Origin of the sequence: Nocardiopsis endophytica (genome assembly GCF_027706725.1) — a bacterium.
GTDB classification, from domain to species: Bacteria; Actinomycetota; Actinomycetes; order Streptosporangiales; family Streptosporangiaceae; genus Nocardiopsis_A; species Nocardiopsis_A endophytica.
The window spans coordinates 35,207-51,705 of record NZ_JAQFWQ010000023.1; the positions used below are offsets into that span (position 1 = coordinate 35,207).

At 71.8% G+C, this 16,499-nt stretch carries 20 protein-coding genes; 12 read left to right on the forward strand and 8 right to left on the reverse strand.

Annotated elements, in window-relative coordinates:
• Window positions 1-14: 14 nt before the first annotated feature.
• From O4J56_RS10415 to O4J56_RS10430, 4 genes are all read right to left on the reverse strand, one after another.
• Complete coding sequence (locus O4J56_RS10415; RefSeq protein ID WP_270685512.1) at window positions 15-998, reverse strand: CPBP family intramembrane glutamic endopeptidase; 984 nt, start codon at window positions 996-998, stop codon at window positions 15-17.
• A gap of 152 nt (window positions 999-1,150) precedes the next feature.
• Window positions 1,151-2,332: a DUF5808 domain-containing protein gene (locus O4J56_RS10420; RefSeq protein WP_270685514.1), complete on the reverse strand. Its 1,182-nt coding sequence runs from the start codon at window positions 2,330-2,332 to the stop codon at window positions 1,151-1,153.
• Complete coding sequence (locus O4J56_RS10425; RefSeq protein WP_270685515.1) at window positions 2,329-2,763, reverse strand: GntR family transcriptional regulator; 435 nt, start codon at window positions 2,761-2,763, stop codon at window positions 2,329-2,331. The genes O4J56_RS10420 and O4J56_RS10425 overlap by 4 nt, the downstream gene beginning before the upstream one ends.
• A 172-nt stretch (window positions 2,764-2,935) precedes the next feature.
• The gene (locus O4J56_RS10430) at window positions 2,936-3,286 is read right to left on the reverse strand and encodes a hypothetical protein (protein WP_270685517.1); all 351 of its coding nucleotides are present in this window, start codon (window positions 3,284-3,286) and stop codon (window positions 2,936-2,938) included.
• A 38-nt stretch (window positions 3,287-3,324) separates the two neighbouring features.
• Between O4J56_RS10430 and O4J56_RS10435 the strand changes: the two genes are divergently transcribed.
• Window positions 3,325-3,792, forward strand: a complete 468-nt coding sequence (locus O4J56_RS10435) for a hypothetical protein (protein WP_270685518.1) — start codon at window positions 3,325-3,327, stop codon at window positions 3,790-3,792.
• A gap of 15 nt (window positions 3,793-3,807) precedes the next feature.
• Here O4J56_RS10435 and O4J56_RS10440 read toward each other — a convergent pair whose 3' ends face one another.
• Complete coding sequence (locus O4J56_RS10440) at window positions 3,808-4,695, reverse strand: DUF3592 domain-containing protein (RefSeq protein ID WP_270685519.1); 888 nt, start codon at window positions 4,693-4,695, stop codon at window positions 3,808-3,810.
• Window positions 4,696-4,847: 152 nt separating this feature from the next.
• Window positions 4,848-5,804, reverse strand: a complete 957-nt coding sequence (locus O4J56_RS10445) for a DUF1152 domain-containing protein (RefSeq protein WP_270685520.1) — start codon at window positions 5,802-5,804, stop codon at window positions 4,848-4,850.
• A gap of 80 nt (window positions 5,805-5,884) precedes the next feature.
• Here O4J56_RS10445 and O4J56_RS10450 point away from each other — a divergent pair, with 80 nt between their 5' ends.
• The 4 genes from O4J56_RS10450 to O4J56_RS10465 all read left to right on the forward strand — a co-directional run bounded on the left by O4J56_RS10450 (window position 5,885) and on the right by O4J56_RS10465 (window position 8,235).
• Complete coding sequence (locus O4J56_RS10450; protein WP_270685521.1) at window positions 5,885-6,436, forward strand: hypothetical protein; 552 nt, start codon at window positions 5,885-5,887, stop codon at window positions 6,434-6,436.
• A 41-nt stretch (window positions 6,437-6,477) separates the two neighbouring features.
• Window positions 6,478-6,882 (forward strand): Imm7 family immunity protein, encoded by a 405-nt coding sequence (locus tag O4J56_RS10455; RefSeq protein WP_270685522.1) that lies wholly within the window; start codon window positions 6,478-6,480, stop codon window positions 6,880-6,882.
• 74 nt (window positions 6,883-6,956) lie between these two features.
• Window positions 6,957-7,316, forward strand: a complete 360-nt coding sequence (locus O4J56_RS10460; RefSeq protein ID WP_270685523.1) for a CPCC family cysteine-rich protein — start codon at window positions 6,957-6,959, stop codon at window positions 7,314-7,316.
• Window positions 7,317-7,509: 193 nt separating this feature from the next.
• On the forward strand, window positions 7,510-8,235 hold the full coding sequence (locus O4J56_RS10465; protein ID WP_270685524.1) for an SUKH-4 family immunity protein: 726 nt from the start codon (window positions 7,510-7,512) through the stop codon (window positions 8,233-8,235).
• Between the two features lie 99 nt (window positions 8,236-8,334).
• Here the strand turns inward: O4J56_RS10465 and O4J56_RS10470 are convergent, their stop codons facing one another.
• The gene (locus O4J56_RS10470) at window positions 8,335-9,222 is read right to left on the reverse strand and encodes a hypothetical protein (RefSeq protein WP_270685525.1); all 888 of its coding nucleotides are present in this window, start codon (window positions 9,220-9,222) and stop codon (window positions 8,335-8,337) included.
• Between the two features lie 172 nt (window positions 9,223-9,394).
• Between O4J56_RS10470 and O4J56_RS10475 the strand changes: the two genes are divergently transcribed.
• The 7 genes from O4J56_RS10475 (at window position 9,395) to O4J56_RS10505 (ending at window position 15,667) form a co-directional block, all read left to right on the forward strand.
• The gene (locus O4J56_RS10475; protein ID WP_270685526.1) at window positions 9,395-10,156 is read left to right on the forward strand and encodes a hypothetical protein; all 762 of its coding nucleotides are present in this window, start codon (window positions 9,395-9,397) and stop codon (window positions 10,154-10,156) included.
• A 211-nt stretch (window positions 10,157-10,367) separates the two neighbouring features.
• The gene (locus O4J56_RS10480) at window positions 10,368-11,918 is read left to right on the forward strand and encodes a hypothetical protein (RefSeq protein ID WP_270685527.1); all 1,551 of its coding nucleotides are present in this window, start codon (window positions 10,368-10,370) and stop codon (window positions 11,916-11,918) included.
• Window positions 11,915-12,310, forward strand: a complete 396-nt coding sequence (locus O4J56_RS10485) for a hypothetical protein (RefSeq protein WP_270685528.1) — start codon at window positions 11,915-11,917, stop codon at window positions 12,308-12,310. Before O4J56_RS10480 ends, O4J56_RS10485 begins: the two co-directional genes overlap by 4 nt.
• A 285-nt stretch (window positions 12,311-12,595) precedes the next feature.
• A complete protein-coding gene (locus O4J56_RS10490) occupies window positions 12,596-12,757 on the forward strand; it encodes a hypothetical protein (RefSeq protein WP_270685529.1) in 162 nt (53 codons plus the stop codon).
• 402 nt (window positions 12,758-13,159) lie between these two features.
• Window positions 13,160-14,548: a hypothetical protein gene (locus tag O4J56_RS10495; RefSeq protein WP_270685530.1), complete on the forward strand. Its 1,389-nt coding sequence runs from the start codon at window positions 13,160-13,162 to the stop codon at window positions 14,546-14,548.
• Window positions 14,545-15,162, forward strand: a complete 618-nt coding sequence (locus O4J56_RS10500) for a hypothetical protein (RefSeq protein ID WP_270685531.1) — start codon at window positions 14,545-14,547, stop codon at window positions 15,160-15,162. The genes O4J56_RS10495 and O4J56_RS10500 overlap by 4 nt, the downstream gene beginning before the upstream one ends.
• Before the next feature lie 70 nt (window positions 15,163-15,232).
• A complete protein-coding gene (locus O4J56_RS10505; RefSeq protein WP_270685532.1) occupies window positions 15,233-15,667 on the forward strand; it encodes a hypothetical protein in 435 nt (144 codons plus the stop codon).
• 130 nt (window positions 15,668-15,797) lie between these two features.
• Here the strand turns inward: O4J56_RS10505 and O4J56_RS10510 are convergent, their stop codons facing one another.
• On the reverse strand, window positions 15,798-16,481 hold the full coding sequence (locus O4J56_RS10510; RefSeq protein WP_270685533.1) for a hypothetical protein: 684 nt from the start codon (window positions 16,479-16,481) through the stop codon (window positions 15,798-15,800).
• Window positions 16,482-16,499: the final 18 nt, after the last annotated feature.

A 16,499-nucleotide genomic window follows, 5' to 3' on the forward strand; every position in this document is an offset into this window, starting at 1 on the left:
CCGTGTCGCTTTCCTCAAAGACGCGCGAGGCCGGCACCGCCCCGGGCGTCGGGCCGGGAGCCGGACGACCGCCGGGAGCGCACGGCCTGGACCACGGCGCCTGCGCCGACCAGGGCCAGCATCGCCGCCCCCATCGCGTACCAGAGCGGCATCGGCAGCGCCGAGGCCTCCGCGATCCCCGAACCGGCGTCGCCGAAGACGATGGGCCATGCGCTGGCCACGTTGATCGAGCCGTGTCCGACGACGGCCGGCCACACCGACCCGGAGGCCAGCCGGAGCCACCCGATGATCACGCCCAGGAGCACGCCCCACGCGGTCATCATGGCCACCCCCAGCAGGTCGGTCCGCCCGAGGTTGTAGCCCAGCAGGACGGCGGGCGCGTGCCAGGCGCCCCAGACGGCGCCGTGCAGCATCAGCGCGGGCCACGTCCCCATCGGCAGCAGGGCGGGGAGCAGGTACCCGCGCCACCCCCACTCCTCGCCGAGCAGCGCGGGCACGCTCAGCAGCAGGCCGCCGAGCTGGAGCGCGCCGAACAGGGCCAGCGCGCCCCAGGGCGCCCCGCTTCCGTCCGGGTCGACCAGGCCCATGGGCCCGGCGAGCTCGCGGAAGCCGGAGAAGTCGGCCAGGTCGAGGCGGAAGCCGCCGGCCGCGGCCGCCAGCAGGAGCCCGCCGCCCGTGACGGGCACCGCCACCAGCAGGCCGTAGAGGCAGTAGCGCAGGATGCGCCCGGCCGGGCGGAAGGGGACGAGCGCGCTGACGCGCAGGATGTCCCGGCGGTGCCCGGTCGCCACCAGGACGATGACCGCGGCCAGGGCCGGGGTGAGCATCATGGCCTGGAGGATCAGGCGCTGGTGCGGGTGGTCCAGGCCCTGGCCGCTGAACCACATGGGCGAGGCGACCGCCCAGGCCAGCGCGTAGGACAGCACGCAGAAGGAGACGACGGCGAACGGGGACCGGGGCAGGCCCGCGGGAGGCGGGCCGGAGTGCGGTGCGGACATGGTGTCCTCCTGGTTTCGAGGATCGGCGGCGCCGGAGGCGATGCCGTGGGTGGTGGCGGGATCGGCGGTGCACGGTCGGTTTCGGGCAGGGGAGGGGGACCCCGCGGCGGCGTGCGCCGCGGGGCTGGGGATTCAGGGGAGGGCGGGGGCCTCTACTCGGCCCCGGGCTCGAACTTCCAGCCGTAGAAGTCGGAGCCGCCGAGGTCCACGACGCCCAGCAGACCCAGGGTGAGCGGGACCGCGACCGCCAGGGCGACGGCGCCCAGGACGGCCCACGCGGCCGGGTGGCCCAGGTTCACCGTCCACCCGAAGCCGCCCGCTCGTTTCGGCACCAGCAGGCCGGGGGCGCGGCGGTTGACGTAGACGAGGCCGCCCAGGTGCCAGAAGCGGTCGTCGTCCTGCTGCACGAGGCCGGTCCCGGCGCCGTCGCGGGCGTCGGCGCGCAGCCGCCACCCGCCCTGGCCGATGCGGACGGCGACCCCGAGCGGGACCAGGCCGGACAGCAGCGTCGGCACGGCCACCAGCGCGGCGGCGGCCGGCCCCGCCCCGGCCATCGTTCCGGTCCAGAACAGCAGCGCCAGGCCGCCGAGCGCCACGGCGGACAGCAGCGCCGCCACGAGCACGCTCCGGGCCCAGATCCGCAGGAAGCGGCGGTGGCGGTCGGCGTTCTCCCGGGGGCGGGAGGCGTCGCCGTCGGGTCGGGCGCGCAGGGTCAGGCGGAGCAGGAGGAGCAGCACGGCGACCATCACCGCCTGGAAGAACACGGGCGCGAACGCGATCACCGGCGTCGTGGCCGCCGTCGTGTACTCGACGTCCTCGCCCCGGTACACCACCGCGGTGACCAGGCGGTCGGGCAGGCCGGGGTAGAGCACGGCGCCGACGGCCGCGGTTGCGGCCGTGACCAGCAGTGAAGGCAGCGCGCCCAGCCACGGGAAGGGGAGCGGCGCGGTGCGCAGCGAGGTGTCGGCGGCGACGCCCTGGCGCAGGCCCGCGTACCAGTCGCCCTGGGCCTTCGCCCTGCGCACGGCGCGGTGGGCCCGCGCGTAGCAGGCGGCGAGCCCGGCGGCGAGGAGCGCGCCGGCCGTTCCCGTCGCGGCCCCGGCCGGCAGCACCGGCCACAGCAGGAGGCTCGCGACGGCCGCGAGGGCGCCGGTGGCCAGGACCGAGAGCACGAAGGCGCGGGTGGCGGCGGCGACCTCGGGGGCGCCGACCCGTTCGGGCGGGACGCGGACGCCGAAGGGGACGGTGTCGCGGGAGATCCGCGGGAGCAGGCCGACGGCGGCCACCGCCACGGCGATGGCGGTCAGGTGGATGAGGAGCGCTGCGTCGGTCATGTCCTCTGTCCCTCCCTTTCTTCCTCTTCCGGGCTCCCGGGGCCGCCCGGTGCGGCGAGCCCCGAGAGCTGGTGGCGGCTCCGCTCGACGATCTCGTCGGGGGCGACGCCCTGGGCGATGGCCTCGGCGAGGAGGACCCCCAGGCGCGCCTCCCAGCCGGGGAAGAACGCCGGATCCGGCGTGCCCGACGAGGGGTCGCGCAGGATGACGGCCCCGGTCTTGCGGCTGAGGCGCAGGAGCCCCTCGCGGCGGAGCAGGTCGTAGGCCTTGTTGACGGTGTGGAAGTTGACGCCCAGGTCGGCCCCGAGCTGTCGGGTCGTCGGCAGCGGGCTCCCCTCGCGGAGCTCCCCGGACGCGATCGCCTGCACGATCCGGTCGCGGATCTGCTGGTAGATCGGCACGTCGCTGTCGAGGTTGATGGCCAGGATCATCCGTTTCCCCCTGCTACACCTGCTTCGGGACCGTCACGATCCCACCACAGGCGGGGGTCGGCCCCGGCCCGGCGGGCGCTCATGGCGCACGGCGTCTCGTTGTCATGTCTTTAATATAGAACGACTAGAACAAACCGGCAAGAGGGGATCGGAAGCCCCTCCCGGGCAGAGGTCAGCCCACGTGGGTGAACCAGCAGATGTCCAGGGCGTCCGCGGAGTCGGTCAGCCCTTCCAGGGCGAGGCGGATCCGCGCCAGGGCGGCGTCCTTGGGCAGGTCCCAGACGGCATAGGGCGGGTCGTCGGTGGCGAGGAGGTCGATGGGGCGGACACCGGCGTCGTACAGGTCGGAGATGAGCCGCACGGTGATGTCGATGGAGCGGTCCTCCCGGCCGGGGAGCAGGGTGCCCTCGGCCCCGCTCTGGACGGGGTGGAAGGGGACCCAGTCCTCCTTCGCGTAGGAGATGAGATAGTCCAGCTCTTCGCGGTACTTCGAGGCGTCGATGTGTATGTCGTCGTCGGTCACGGCCCGAACCTACGGGCGGGGCGGCCAGGGAGGAGACCATGAGCTGGACAGGCGTGTGGGCGGTGGGGGCCGTCCCGTGGGTGAGGGTTGCGGAATACGCGGGAGATGGCTCACCGGCTTCCGGCGCGCCCGTCGACCGCGCCGAGGCGCTGCTGGACCTGATGGGATCGGATACGGCCGCTACGGCCCCGTTCGTGGCCACCGCGCGCAAGGCGGACCCGGCGGCGGCGATGGTCCCGGCGCTCGCCGACATCCTCCCGGGATTCGGGGGCGACTTCGTCGTCTCTCCGGCGGAGGTCCCCGGGATCGTGGCCGCACTGCGGGCGGTGGCCTCCCCGGGATCCGAGGAGCGGGAGCGCCTGTGCGCGGAGGCGGGGGCCTGGATGAGGGCCCACGGCGACGAGCCGGACTTCCGGCCTGAGGAGGTCGTGGACGGCCTGATCGCCGTCATGGAGGCCGCGGCCGGGTGCGGGCAGGCCGTGGCGGGGGTGAGCCTGCGCTACTGAACCGGCGGCGCGGCCTCACATGTACAGCATCATCACCACGCCCGCGGCCATGAACACGACGCCGATGACGAGGCTGAACACCGGGACCCTGGTCGCGAAGGCGCTTCGTCCCACCGCGATCTCCGTCGGATCGGACGGGTCGTAGACGATGTCGACCTGCCGACCAGGCGTGTAGCGGGTCCGGCTCGTCGCCATGGGCGCCCGGCGGTGGACCTGGCGGCCGTCGGGGAGCGGGAAGAGCACCGTGTACGGGTACACCTCGACCGTCCGACTGTCGCTCACGGAACCCCGGCTTCTCCACTCCTCCCACGAGTGGGTCACCGTGCCCACGGTGTGCGCGGGGTTCCTGCGCAGCCCTCTCTGGTCCGTCCAGGTCCACACCGTCATCACGCAGGAGAACAGCCCCATCAGCATGAACAGGCCGGCGAACATGACGCCGAGCCGGTCGTTGAACAGGAACATGACGGTCGCCCCCACGAACATCGTCGTGAACAGCGCGTTCAGCACCACACCCCGCAGCGGCCCCTCCTTCTTGGGAGCCGGCGCCCCCGCGACCGGGTGCAGGTACGGGTTGTCCACGATCTCCGCGTTCTCCGGGTCGTCGGGATCGAACAGCACCGTCACCCGCCACCCCTGCACGGGGACGATCCCACCGAACCCGCGGGCGAACTCCCGGACGTACTCCTGCCCCGCCGGGGTCGAGAACTTGAGCCGCACCCCGTGCTCGGTCCGCTTCGGCGGCGCGAGCGGGGCCACCTCGACGACCTCCGCCTCCGCGCGCACGCCCTTGACGTTCCTCGTGCGCCGCCGCAGATACGCGCGGGTGAACATGAACAACCGGTACAGGGAGACCGCCCCGACGACAACGGCGAAGATGAGTGCGGGCACCGAGACGTCAAGCACAGGCCGTTCCTCCTGGGCAGCGGGCGGGATGGGGACGGAGCGGCTGTCGGCGGACTCTCAGGGGGTCGGCCGATCCTAGCGACCGACGCCGTCCGGCCGGAACGGGTGACCCCCTGACCACGTGCGGCCAACCCCGCTGCCGCCCGGCGGGGTCAGTGGGGGAACGGACGCGAGGGGCGGTGGCCGTCGAGCATGAACAGGTGCGCCTCCACCGCCGCCTGGACCTCCCGGAAGCTCTCGGTCGCCGCCACCCTGTCCAGGTACAGGCAATGTCCGGCGACGGCCGGCAGGTCGAAGGCGAAGTAGATCCCCATCAGCGGGTTGATGAACAGCTCTCCGCCCGCGGTCCTGTGTGTGAACCTCACGTCCCCGAACTCGCCGCGCACCGCCGCCGCGATCGACCCGTTCACGATGCTCGGCCTCCGCGGCGTCTCCTCCTGGGCGTGCTCCACCGCCTCCAGGAAGGCCACGCCCTCGTCGCTGCCCTTCGGAACCGAGAACGCCCCCAGATACCCGCCCGCCCTTTCCAGGGCCGCGACGTTCTCCAGGAACAGCGCGTGCGAGACCCCGTGGTAGGCGTCCACGCCGAACCCGATGCAGCACACCAGGCGGACCGGAACCTCGTCCAGCCCCGCAAGTGCGGCCAGACTGGAGATGTCCTCCTCAGGTGTGCCGAGCCCGGCCTCGTCTCCCCGCATGAGGATGTCGGTGCCGCCGTCGACCAGCACCACGGCGTCGACCTCCAGGGCCTGCACCAGTGCGAGGTAGGCCTCCCGCAGGGGGCGTGCCCCCGTCCGCCGGAACGCGTGCACGGCCGGCGGCAGTCCACGCGAATCGAGCCACCGCGCCAGGGTCCGTTCAGGGAAGTAGTCCGCGGCTCCGGGCGAGTCCGGGCCGACCTCGGCGACGTCGGGAGCGACCCACGCCAGGTCGGGTTCGAGCCGGCTGAAGCTCAGATTCGCCAAGTGGACTTGCCGCCTCTCGGCCCGCATCGCGAGGGCGAGGGGCAGCCCGGCATAGACGTCGAAGCCGCCGCCGGCCCCCGCGATGAGCACCGACCGTGCCCCGGCCAGCCGGGCGAACAAGGGGTTCTCGCGCAGTGTGGTCATGGCCCCGGATCCTAGGATCACGCGTCGGGCGATGCGGGGGCGCTCACTCCTTGCCGTAGTGATCAGGGCATCGTGGTCGCATGACCGACGAGTCCTGGCCACACGGGCGCGACCCGCGGCAGGTCCTCGATGACCTCGGGACATGGGCCCTGACCAACGATGAGCTGCTGGTCGTGATCACCTATGCCAAGATCCGCCTCGCCCACGGGGCAGAGGTGGAGCGGCGCGCGGCCTGGGCGGAAGTGGCGCTGGCCGCCAGTGATCGCTTCCTGTTCCATGCTGATCCGCGTAACGACCGCCTGAAGCGGGCGACCGAGAAATGCGGTATCCATCTCTCGGTGAGGCGCAAATGCCCGGAGGATTGTGGAGGGGATCTCGGGCTCCCCTCCACCATGGCCGACATCGCCCTGCGCGAGCTGCCCGACGACCTGTCCGAGGTGGAACGGGACTGCGCCCGCTGGCGGCAGGATCCAAGGGCCACGATCGCTGAGCGTGGGATCGAGAGGATCGCCCTCTTGAGGAACTACAAGAACCTCCTTTCCAGGGTTCTGGAAGTCCCCTTGCAGGAGTATCCCGACTGGGCACGGGACCGGATCGCGCGCTGGGCGACACTCCACCGGCGACTTCCGTGACCACCGAGGACGGTTCCGCGCAAGGACGGGGGACAGAGGGCATGTTCGAGTTCCATGGCTGGCTGGCGATTCAGGGGTCGGCCGCACGCGAGGACGACGAGCCGGACCAGGATGTCCTTCGCCGCTTGGTGGAGTCCGCATCCGGGGGGTCGTCCCTCGTCGACCTCAGGTGGATCAACGGGGAACTGTTCCTCCATGTGGGCGGCCTGCTCAACCGGCGCTCCTCCGAGGCCGACGAGGTCGTCGACCTGTTCGAACGCATCGGATCCGTCGCCCTCGGCTCCTACGGGGTGCTGTACTACCGCGACGATGAGAAGCCCGGGAACGACGGGAACGCCTTCCACGTACTCGCCATGAGACGCGGGCAGGTGACAGAGGAGCCCGACGGCCACCTGTCCCCGGTCATCCCGCGCTTGGAGGACCCCTACTCCCCGGAAGACGACTGACCCGGCCCGCGTAATGGACCAGGAGATCCGGCCACCATTGGGAACGAGAAACGAACACGGCCCTGGGAGTACCGATGCACCCGTGTCCCTGCTGCGGTCGCCTGGTCCACACCGAGCCGGCGGGCTCCTACCTGATCTGCCCGGTGTGCTTCTGGGAGGACGATGTCCAGATGCTGCGGTGGCCGTTGATGACGGGCGGAGCGAACAGGGTCGCCCTGGTGGAGGCGCAGCGCTCGTTCGCAGATGTCGGCGTGAGCGAACGGCGCTTCAAAGAGAAGGTCGGCGACCCCGCCGACCACCTGAAGGAGCGGGGGTTCCGCCCGATCGACCTCGCTCGGGACAGCTTCGAGCCGACACATGTCCAGGAGCGGCCGTGGCCCGCGGACACGTCGGTGCTGCTCTGGTGGCGCCCCACCTTCTGGAGGCGGGGGTGATACGCCGCCACCGTTCGAGGGGCCGCCCGCGGGGATCTCCCGGTCGGGGACGGGGACCGGGAGCCCCTCATCCCCACGGGCGGCCGGGGAGGCACAGGGCCCCTTGCGGGGAGGCGGTGGGCCCGGTGCACTGTGGCCGACGGGTCCAAGCCTCCCTGAACCCCTCGAACAGCGGGGAGACGGTTTCGAGCCTGTGGACGAGCGGTGGGCGACCGGGATCCGGCGCGACGCGGAAGGGGCCACGGGGGATCAAGAGACCCGGGCCTGGGAGGGCGGCGAGGTCCGGGACCTGGCCCAGATGCGGCCGGGTCCCATCAGCGGCACTGGGAAGCGGACGGCGAGGAAGTGGCACGTGGCCGGTCGGGCAGAGGATGTACGAGCACAGGCGGACCTCTCATTAAGGCGGGCCTTCGGCGCCCCGCTGACCGACCTTGTCGATCCGCGCAACCGCGTCATTCCGCCAAGGGTCCGGGATTGGCGTATACCGATCGGAGCGTATCGGGAGATGGTGCGCTACGGCCTCCCCCGTGTAGTGAAGGAGGGGTTCTGCGAAAACTCTCCCGAAGAAGGGGGCGCTCCCGTCCTGTCCTCGGCCCACGGCCGGCTCTACCGCTTGGGCAGCCTGAACGATGTGGAAATAGGTGTGCAGGAGGGTGTCGGTGTCGTCCGGGGGGTGCCTTCAGGGGGCGATGCGCCTGAATTCGTGATCAATTCGACTCTGGAGAGGTACATCGAATCGGCGTGGCGCTGGGTCGTGGCGCTCCCGGTCCTTGTCGGCCTTGTCGACTGGGCCTGGAGTGATGAGCAGCTCGACTTCTTTCATACGAAGTGTGAGGAGGCTGCGGCCGCGTTCACTCGGATCGATCCGGTGGCTTCCCGTGCTGAAGACTCCTTCTGGAGAACCCTGACCGACGTGTAGGGCACGGAGCCGCCCGGCGGTACCGCCTCCTCAAGGTGGCGGGCCGCTCCCCGCTTTCGGGGAACGACCCGGGGTCCTCGGGATCCTCTGACGCCTCGGTCAGGCGGTGTCGAGGCTCTCCTGGAGGGTGCCGGTGTTGTCCTCGGGGGGCGGGGACACCTCGAGCTCTTCGCCCCAGTTGGTGTAGTGGACGGTGCTCACGGCCTCCTCCTCATCGGGGGTGACCATCTGGACGGTGAACTCCTCGGGCAGGCCCTTGGGGCCGACCGTGAGCTCCCAGGACACCTCCTCAAGGCCCGCGTCGGCGGCGTTCTTGAAGTCGTCGTCGCCCTTGTCCGCCAGGGCGCGCGTCTCCGTCGTGCCGGTGAACCGGGTCACCGGACCGTTCTCGCCCTCGTCGGGCTCGGGGTCGCCGTCCAGCTCGCCCAAGGCCACGACGTCCATGCTGGAGCTCCCGGCGGCCTGCTCCAAGGACGCGTTGACCTCCCGGTGCATGATCCGGAAGATCTCCGCGAACGGCCCGAGCTCGTCCTCGGTCGCGTCGATCTCCTCGGCGGTGAGCCGCATCCAGTCCTTCTCCCCCGCGAGCGGCTCGCCCTCCAGCATCACGTAGACCACGCCGTCGGACACCACGGTGTGCGCCGTCTCCGGCTCCTCGCCGCTGTTGTCCACCGTGGTCATCTGCGCCGACGGAGGGTCGGTCAGCAGCAGCGACATGGTGACGTCCTCGATGGACGCGCCCTCCTCCTCCGCGTCCTCGGGCTCCACGGTCATGGTGACCTCGACGGAGAGGGCCTCCTGCATGCGGTCCTGGACGACCTTCGCGAGCTCGTCCGGCGCCTCCGGAAGTTCGACGTCGTCCATCTTCGCGGGCGCGACGGGGGAGGGCTCCGGCTCGGCTGGCTCGTCATCGCCGCCGCCTTGGCAGGCGGTGGCGAGCAGAGCGGTGGCGAGGAGTGCTGCTGACCGGGGGACGCGAGTTCTCATAGTGCCTGGAGCCTAACCGAGGGCCGTGAACGGACGGCACCAGGGCATTGGCCCATCCCGGTCAACCGCCCCGGGCCCCGCCCCAGGTCGGGCGTCCGGGCCGGTCGGCAGGGGCTGCGTTAGACTCCAGTGCCCCCGCTTCCGAAGCACCGTGAAGGTCGGAGTCCCCCCGATGAACGGAACCCTCCCCAAGGCCCTCCTTCTCCTGCCGGTCCTCCTGCTCGCGGGGTGCGTCAGCCCGCCGGACGGCGACGAGGAGCAGGGCGCACCGCCCGCGTACGGCGGCGAGGAGGGCCCCGGCCGGTTCGACGGCGTCGCCGCGGACCGGGGGGAGCGCGGCGGCCCCGTCGGGGGCGACCTCCGGGTCAGCGTCGTCCGGACCGAGGCCACCGCCAACGACACCGTCGAGCTGATGACCGGCGAAGAGCTGGCCGAGCCCGCCGGGGACAACGGCGCGGTCGCCATGGACTGGACCTCGCGCCTGAGCATCACCTTCGCGTCGGCGGAGCGGTCCGGCGGCGACGTCGTCTTCAGCGGCACCGCCTCCTACCTCCACGACGAGGGGTCCTACATCGTCCACAGCAAGGACTTCACCGTCCTGGTCCCCGAGGAGGGGGACGCCGAGGGGGAGGAGGGCGCCGGCGGGTTCGCCTCGTACACGGCCGAGGACGGCGAGGTCCTCGCCGAGCTGACGCCGGACGAGCCCACCGCGGACTTCTCCGTCACCATCGCGGACGTCCCCGACGAGAGCGCCTCCGAGCGCTACGAGGGCGGCCTCACCGGCCGCTACATCCGCTACGAGACGCCCGTGGAGCTCTGGGGGCACACGGTCGAGCCGCCGATGGACATCATCCCCGGCCGCCTCTGCTACGCGGAGGGTAAGGACTGGCACGACGTGGAGCTGTTCGAACAGCCCTCCATGCCCTGCGGGTGAGCCCCCGCCCGGGGCGCACGAGCCGACGGCGGTGAACCCCGGGTGACGCCGGGTCGGCCGACAGCCGAAGCCGAGTGGGCCGTTTCTGGGCCCAGAGTTGGGTTCTGGGGCTCTACTCGCCCGGGGCGGTCCCGCCGTACTTTCGGCCAATGCCTCTCCTCACGAACCAGCGACGCGGCAGTGCAGGTGCGTCCTCCCCGGGAGCCGTGCGATGAGCGCGGCGCGCGGAGTGCCCGCGCCCCGCCGCAGGTCCCACACGGTCCGGAACGACCGGGGGGCCGCCTTCACCGAGTACGGCGCGCTCCTGCTGTGCGTGGCCGCCATCGCCGGCAGCGTCGTGCTGGTGGCGCCCACCCGGACCGCGGACCTGTTCAGCACCGCCGTGTGCAAGATCAAGGAAGCGACCGGCCTGGGCGGGGAGTGCGAGGAGGCCGAGGACGACCACATCCAGGCCGATCCCGACTACGACTACACCCCGGCCTACTGCGTCAAGGACGGGGAGAAGCAGACCTACGGCGGGTCGATCGACTTCGGGATCTTCACGCTCGGACAGGACTACTCCTACGCCCGGGAGGACCTGTCCGACGGCAAGGTCATCGTCACCTTCATGCCGACCACGCACGGCGGGGTCAAAACCGGGGCCGGGGTCGAGTTCGGCGCGAGCGAGGCCGCGCACGGCGGGGCGAACGTCGAGGCCAGCCTTGAGGCCAAGCTCGGCTCGGGCATGACCTACATCTTCGACAGCGAAGAGGAGTTCAAGGAGTTCGAGGACGAGGTCAACGAGGCCATCGCGATGGAGACGAACAGGCAGCTCAACCCCACCGGCGACGGCATGATGCGGCTCGGCGACTGGCTCGGCATCGTCGACTACCCGGAGATCGAGCGCCAGCCGGACGTGCGCACCACGACCGTCGGTGTCGACGCCGAGCTCAACGGTGACGTCGGCTTCTGGGCCGGGCCGAAGGGCTCGGACAAGAAGGAGAAGGACGGCGAGGCCTGGACCATGAACCTGGGCGCCCAGGGGTCCCTCTCCGCCGGCACCCAGCGCGACATCTCCACCTGGTACGGCGACCCGGACAACATCCAGACCTCGAACACCTACTCGTGGACGGCCGAGGGCAGCCTCGGCGCCACCGCGCTCTCCCCCCACGTTGACGGGTCGCTGAGCTGGACCGGCGGAACGCGGATCATGCGCAACGAGGACGGGTCCATCGCCAACATCCGCTACATCGCCGGGGCCGAGGGCAAGTTCAACTACGGGATCGACAAGAACGTCGGCAACAAGAGCAACCAGGGCAGCGGCTCGTTCGGCCAGGGCCAGACCCAGAGCGTGACCCAGATGGTCCAGGTGGACTTCAAGAACACCCCCGAGGAGCAGGCCGCGGCCGAGCAGCTGCTGAACGAGTACGGCCTGGCGCCGCCGCCGTACATGACCAACGCGATGGCCGACCAGCTCGACGAGGAGGACTACGGCGGCAAGATCGTCGAGGAGCCGGGTCCGGACGCCGACCCCTGGGACGAGATCTTCTACCGCCGCGGCACCGCGTGGCAGTACGCCTCGGACAAGGAGATCGACAGCGGCTCCTTCGGCGCCTCGGTCAAGATGGGCCTGCAGTTCGGCGCCCAGGTGGACTGGGAGCTGGAGGAGAGCCACACCAACCAGGCGCTGATGCTGGACGCCCCGAGCGACGAGGGCAGCCGCAGGTTCATCGACTACGCTGACTGCCTGTCCGATGAGTACACCCAGGAGGAGGGCGAATGAGGGCTGTAGCCGCCATCGGGGCAGCCGCCGGGGTGTGGCTGGTCCTCAACATCGCCATCGCGTTCATCCCCTTCCTCGTGCCGCTGGAGATGCTCCAGGACGACATCGGCGAGTACGTGTGGTTCGCCCTTCCGCAGACCCTCATCACGGCGGCGATGGTGCTCGTGGCCGGCCTGGTCTACGGCCGCGACGAGCTGAGGTCGGCCGCCGGCGCGGCGGTCGTGCTCGTCCCCCCGGCGGTCCACCTGGTCGCGGGCGTGGTGCTCGGGGTGGTGGCCGAAACCGAGACGGCGATGAACATCGCCCAGGCGGTCTGCTCGGCCGCCGGCGCCCTCCTGGTCTACCTGCTCATCCGCCCCGCCGAGCAGCCCATGAGGCTGGCCTCGCGCTGACGCGGACGCCCGCGGGGCGCCCTCCCCGAGGGGAGGGCGCCCCGTCGTCCGTTCCGGCCCCTCATTCCGGTGTGCCGGAATTGGCAGGTTGAGGCCACTGTGCAGGGGTGGTGGGCCCTTCCTGATGCGAATAGGGTCCAAAGGCCTAAGAAGGGCCCAACGGCACCCGAGTCGGTCGTGGGCGGCGCCGGGCGGGTGCGGACGCGGTGACCGCCGCGCCGAGGGAGCCGGAACCGTTCCATGTGCGTCGAATCCGGTGAAGGACGGCACGAAAGGGAGTGGGCTGTGGGTAGGGGACGACGTCGGACCATCGGCGGGGTCGTTCTGGGCCTGGCCATCGGAGTGGCCTTGGGCCTCTCCCTGGACAGCGTGGCCCTGGGGGCGGGCCTGGCGGTGGCCTTCGCGGTCGCCTTCGGCGCCGGTTTCGGAGGCCGCGCGCGGGGCTGACCGCGCGCCCCGGGACGCCCCCGGCCGCCCCCGCCGGAAGGCGAATTCGTGATGAATGAACGGGGAATGCCCTCGGGGGCCGGGGTATCCCCTCCATGGAATTCCCCTTACAGGGCCTAAAGGGGCCCTGGTCCCGCGATTCTTTCCGAAGTCCTGTATCTCCGCTCTGACCAGCGATGATGGCGGGAAACAGAACCGCGCTCCACCTCACCGGGCGTTTCCCGGTCCCACACGGGCCCACGCCCGCGGCGAAATCCCTGGGACTGATGTCCCCGCCTGTCGGCGCCTAATCTCTCTCCCGCTCGGTGGATTTCCGGGAAACGGGGCGGGAGGGTTCCTGTGGGCAGGGGAGTGCGGGGTCCGTGGGGGGACTCCGGGGCGTCGGCCACCGAATACGGGGCGGTGGTCCTCTTGGTGGCGTCCCTGGTCGGCGCGGTCGCCCTGGTCGGGGTGCCCGGCCGGGTCGGCGGGCTCGTCGAGTACGGGATCTGCATGATCACCGGCGGTGGGGACTGCTCCCTCGACGGGGGCGGGGACGGGGGAGAGCCGCCCGACGACCAGGCGTACGTGCCTCCGCGGTGCGAGGTGCTCCAGACCCAGGACAAGGCCGGGTACTCGGTCTACGTCGGCATCTTCAAGTTCGGCGAGGAGTACGCCTTCATGGAGCAGCAGATGGCCGACGGCACCTACCGGATGACGATCATGCCGCACAACGCCGAGATCGGCGTCGAGGGCAAGGCCTTCGAGTTCAAGACCGAGGGCGGCAAGAACGTGCAGCTCGGCGCGGAGGCGAAGGTCGGGGCCTACCTCAAGGCCGGGGTGGGCGACACGTGGGTCTTCAAGGACAAGGCGGAGGCCGAGTCCTTCAAGGACGACATCATCGAGAACCAGATGGCCATGGACGCCATGGCGCGCAACCCCGGGGCGGGCCTCTACTACGCCCTCAACCCGCCCCCGGAGATCCCCGACCCCGGCATCACCACGGCCACCCTGCGCCTGGAGGCCGGTGCCAACGCCGAGGCCGGAGCGCGCGTGAAGGCCTCCACCTCCGAGCAGTACTGGGACACCGGCACGGGGCTGAACGGCAAGGTCCGTGTCGGAGGCCAGGTGGCGATGCGGACCGATAACCGGGACCCGGACAACCCGCTCACCGGCACCACCTACCAGGTCGACGGCCAAGTGGGGGTGGGCTCCGAACTCGGCGGGGCCGGGGCGGAGAACCTGCACAACTGGTCCGGGGCGGTGCGGGTGATGCGCAACGAGGCCGGGGAGCCCGTGGAGATCGTGTACACCACCACCGTGGACTCCTCCATCGTCAGCAAGGACCGGCTCGGCAACAAGCGCAAGCAGGGCAAGGGCGGTCTGAAGGGCAAGGACGCCGAGTCGCTCGTGCAGGAGACCCGGACCACCCTGAAGCTCGACACCCCGGAGGAGCGGGCGATCGCCGAGCGGTACCTGGAGGAGCAGGGCCTGACGGGGATGCCGACGATGGCCTTCAGCCAGCTCTTCGACGACGGGAGCGACCTGCTGAACGAGCCCCCGGAGGGCAGCGGCGAGTTCGAGCGGCTGCTGTACGACAAGGCGACCGTCTCCAACACCGTGCAGGAGAAGACCACGGACGCCGCCGCGTTCGGCGGCAAGATCGCCCTCGGGATGGGGCTGGGACTGAAGCTGTCCACCGAGTCCTCCGAGTCGCACACGGTCGAAGCGGAGTACCTGGGGGCGCCCCGGCCCGACGGCAGCCGCCCCTTCCTCGAATTCCCGGACTGCCTTTCGGAGGAGGCCGAATGAACCGCAGGGCACGCGCCCGCCGGCGCACCGCCCCACGCGCGATCGCGCCCGCGCCCGCGCCCGCGTCGGTGGCCGTCGCGGCGGCGCTCGGGGTGATCACCATGGCGGCCTGTACACCGGGAACCGACGCGCGGTCGGCCGCCGACGGCGTCCCGGTCGCCGTGGACCTCCCCCAGGGGTGGGAGGAGGGGGCGCCCGCGGAGGAGGAGGCCCAGCAGGCCGACCCGGTGGTCTACACGGCGGGGCCCGGGGACGGAGCTGATGGCGGCCTCTACGTGCAGGCCTTCGAAGGGCGCGTGAGCACCGTCGAGGCGGGCGTGGGCATCGCCCGCGCGGCGCAGGAGGCGCGGTGGAGCGGGTACTCCGACGGGGCCCCGGCCGAGATCGAGGTGGACGGAGCCGACGCCGCGCGGAGGATCGACTACACCTACGCCTGCGGCGACGGGGACGGCGACGACGACGGGGACGAGGCCGGGAACGGCGGCCGGTGCGCGGGCGCGGCCTTCGTCCTGCACCGCGACCGCGACATGTACCTGGTGCGCCTGAGCTGGCGGGAGGGCGCCGAGCCCGAGGGCGGGCCCGACCGTCTCCAGGGGTCCCTGGCGCTGCTGTGAGGGGGGTGGGGCCCGGCCGGGACGCCGGGCCTCACCTGGAGACCGGACCTTGACGGGGAAGGAGATGCCTGTGCGGACGTTCGGATGGTGCTCCGCGGTGGTCGCGGGGGGCTTCGTCGTGACGCTGGTCGGCTACACGCTGATCGGCGCGGTGGCCGCGCTCTCGGCGGTTCCGCCCGACGCCGCGGCGCTCGACGGGGCGGAACCGGGGACCGGGGCGGCCGGAGGAGCCGCGACCGTGTCCGGTGCGCTCAGCGCCGTCGCGCTGGCGGTGCTGACCGCTGTGGCGGCGGCCCTGGGCGCCGCCCTCGCGCGGCGGAAGGGGGAAACGGGGACGGCTGTCTCGGCGGTGGTGGGCGCGTTCGGGCCGCTGGCGGCGGTCGCGGCGGCGCTCGTCCTCTTCCTCGACGGGGGAGGGCTGGTGTCGGCGGCGGCGCTGCACGCGGGCGCGGCCCTCCTCGGATCCGGGGTCGGCTCCGTGCCCGGTGCGCGGGCCCCGCGTTGATCTCGGGAGAAACGACGCTACCGGGCCGGTTTTAGGGGCGCTTTTCCCGAGATCAACGACGCAGGGGCGGTGCTCGGCGGGGCCGGCCCCCCGGAGGCCGTCCCGTCCGCCCATCCCGCGGGCTCACGGCTCAGTCCGTGAACTTCAGGAAGACCGACTCCTTGCGCACCTCCACGGCCATCACCGTCCGACCGGCCACGTCGACCTTGTCCCCGGTCTCGACCTCGATCTCCTCGTCCTCATGACCCTCGGCGGAGACGAGGATGCGCGCGACGCCGTCCAGGGAGGAGCCGAGCGCGAAGGTGACGCCCTCGTGGGTGGTCCTGCGGCCCGGCAGGGCCGCGAACACCGCCGGGTCGTCCAGGGGGTCCCCGGAGGCCGACGCGCCCTGCGACGGCTCGGCGGAGGGCGAGGCGTCCTCCGAGGCGCCCGCGTCCTGATCCCCGCCGTCCTCACCGCCGCCGTCGACGGTGAGGGCCACGCCCTCCTCGTCCCGGTCGCCCTCGTCGACACGGTGCACGGTGATGCTGCGGTGCCCGGCCTCCACCGTGTCGCCCTCCCCGGCCCGGACGACCTCGGTGCCGTCGATGTCGTCGGCGCTGAGGTGCAGGGCCGCCGTCCCGTCCGAGATGCTGCCGACGCCGATGGACAGGTCGGCGTCGGTGTACTGGCCGCCCTGGGCGACGTAGACGTAGCCCTCGGGCAGGCCGCCCTTGGTGTCGTCGGGCTCCTCCGAGCAGCCGGTGAGCGCCGCGGCCGCGGCGGCGGCCGCCGTGAGCACCGCTACGGCGCGGCCGAGCGTGGACAGGGCCATGGCGCCACCCCTCCCATC

Coding starts and splice junctions, on each gene's coding strand:
- O4J56_RS10435 (WP_270685518.1), top strand. CDS start 3,325: ATGAGCTGGACAGGCGTGTGGGCGGTGGGGGCCGTCCCGTGGGTGAGG.
- O4J56_RS10455 (WP_270685522.1), top strand. CDS start 6,478: ATGTTCGAGTTCCATGGCTGGCTGGCGATTCAGGGGTCGGCCGCACGC.
- O4J56_RS10475 (WP_270685526.1), top strand. CDS start 9,395: ATGAACGGAACCCTCCCCAAGGCCCTCCTTCTCCTGCCGGTCCTCCTG.
- O4J56_RS10425 (WP_270685515.1), bottom strand. CDS start 2,763: ATGATCCTGGCCATCAACCTCGACAGCGACGTGCCGATCTACCAGCAG.
- O4J56_RS10445 (WP_270685520.1), bottom strand. CDS start 5,804: ATGACCACACTGCGCGAGAACCCCTTGTTCGCCCGGCTGGCCGGGGCA.
- O4J56_RS10460 (WP_270685523.1), top strand. CDS start 6,957: ATGCACCCGTGTCCCTGCTGCGGTCGCCTGGTCCACACCGAGCCGGCG.
- O4J56_RS10500 (WP_270685531.1), top strand. CDS start 14,545: ATGAACCGCAGGGCACGCGCCCGCCGGCGCACCGCCCCACGCGCGATC.
- O4J56_RS10470 (WP_270685525.1), bottom strand. CDS start 9,222: ATGAGAACTCGCGTCCCCCGGTCAGCAGCACTCCTCGCCACCGCTCTG.
- O4J56_RS10485 (WP_270685528.1), top strand. CDS start 11,915: ATGAGGGCTGTAGCCGCCATCGGGGCAGCCGCCGGGGTGTGGCTGGTC.
- O4J56_RS10450 (WP_270685521.1), top strand. CDS start 5,885: ATGACCGACGAGTCCTGGCCACACGGGCGCGACCCGCGGCAGGTCCTC.
- O4J56_RS10420 (WP_270685514.1), bottom strand. CDS start 2,332: ATGACCGACGCAGCGCTCCTCATCCACCTGACCGCCATCGCCGTGGCG.
- O4J56_RS10415 (WP_270685512.1), bottom strand. CDS start 998: ATGTCCGCACCGCACTCCGGCCCGCCTCCCGCGGGCCTGCCCCGGTCC.
- O4J56_RS10480 (WP_270685527.1), top strand. CDS start 10,368: ATGAGCGCGGCGCGCGGAGTGCCCGCGCCCCGCCGCAGGTCCCACACG.
- O4J56_RS10510 (WP_270685533.1), bottom strand. CDS start 16,481: ATGGCCCTGTCCACGCTCGGCCGCGCCGTAGCGGTGCTCACGGCGGCC.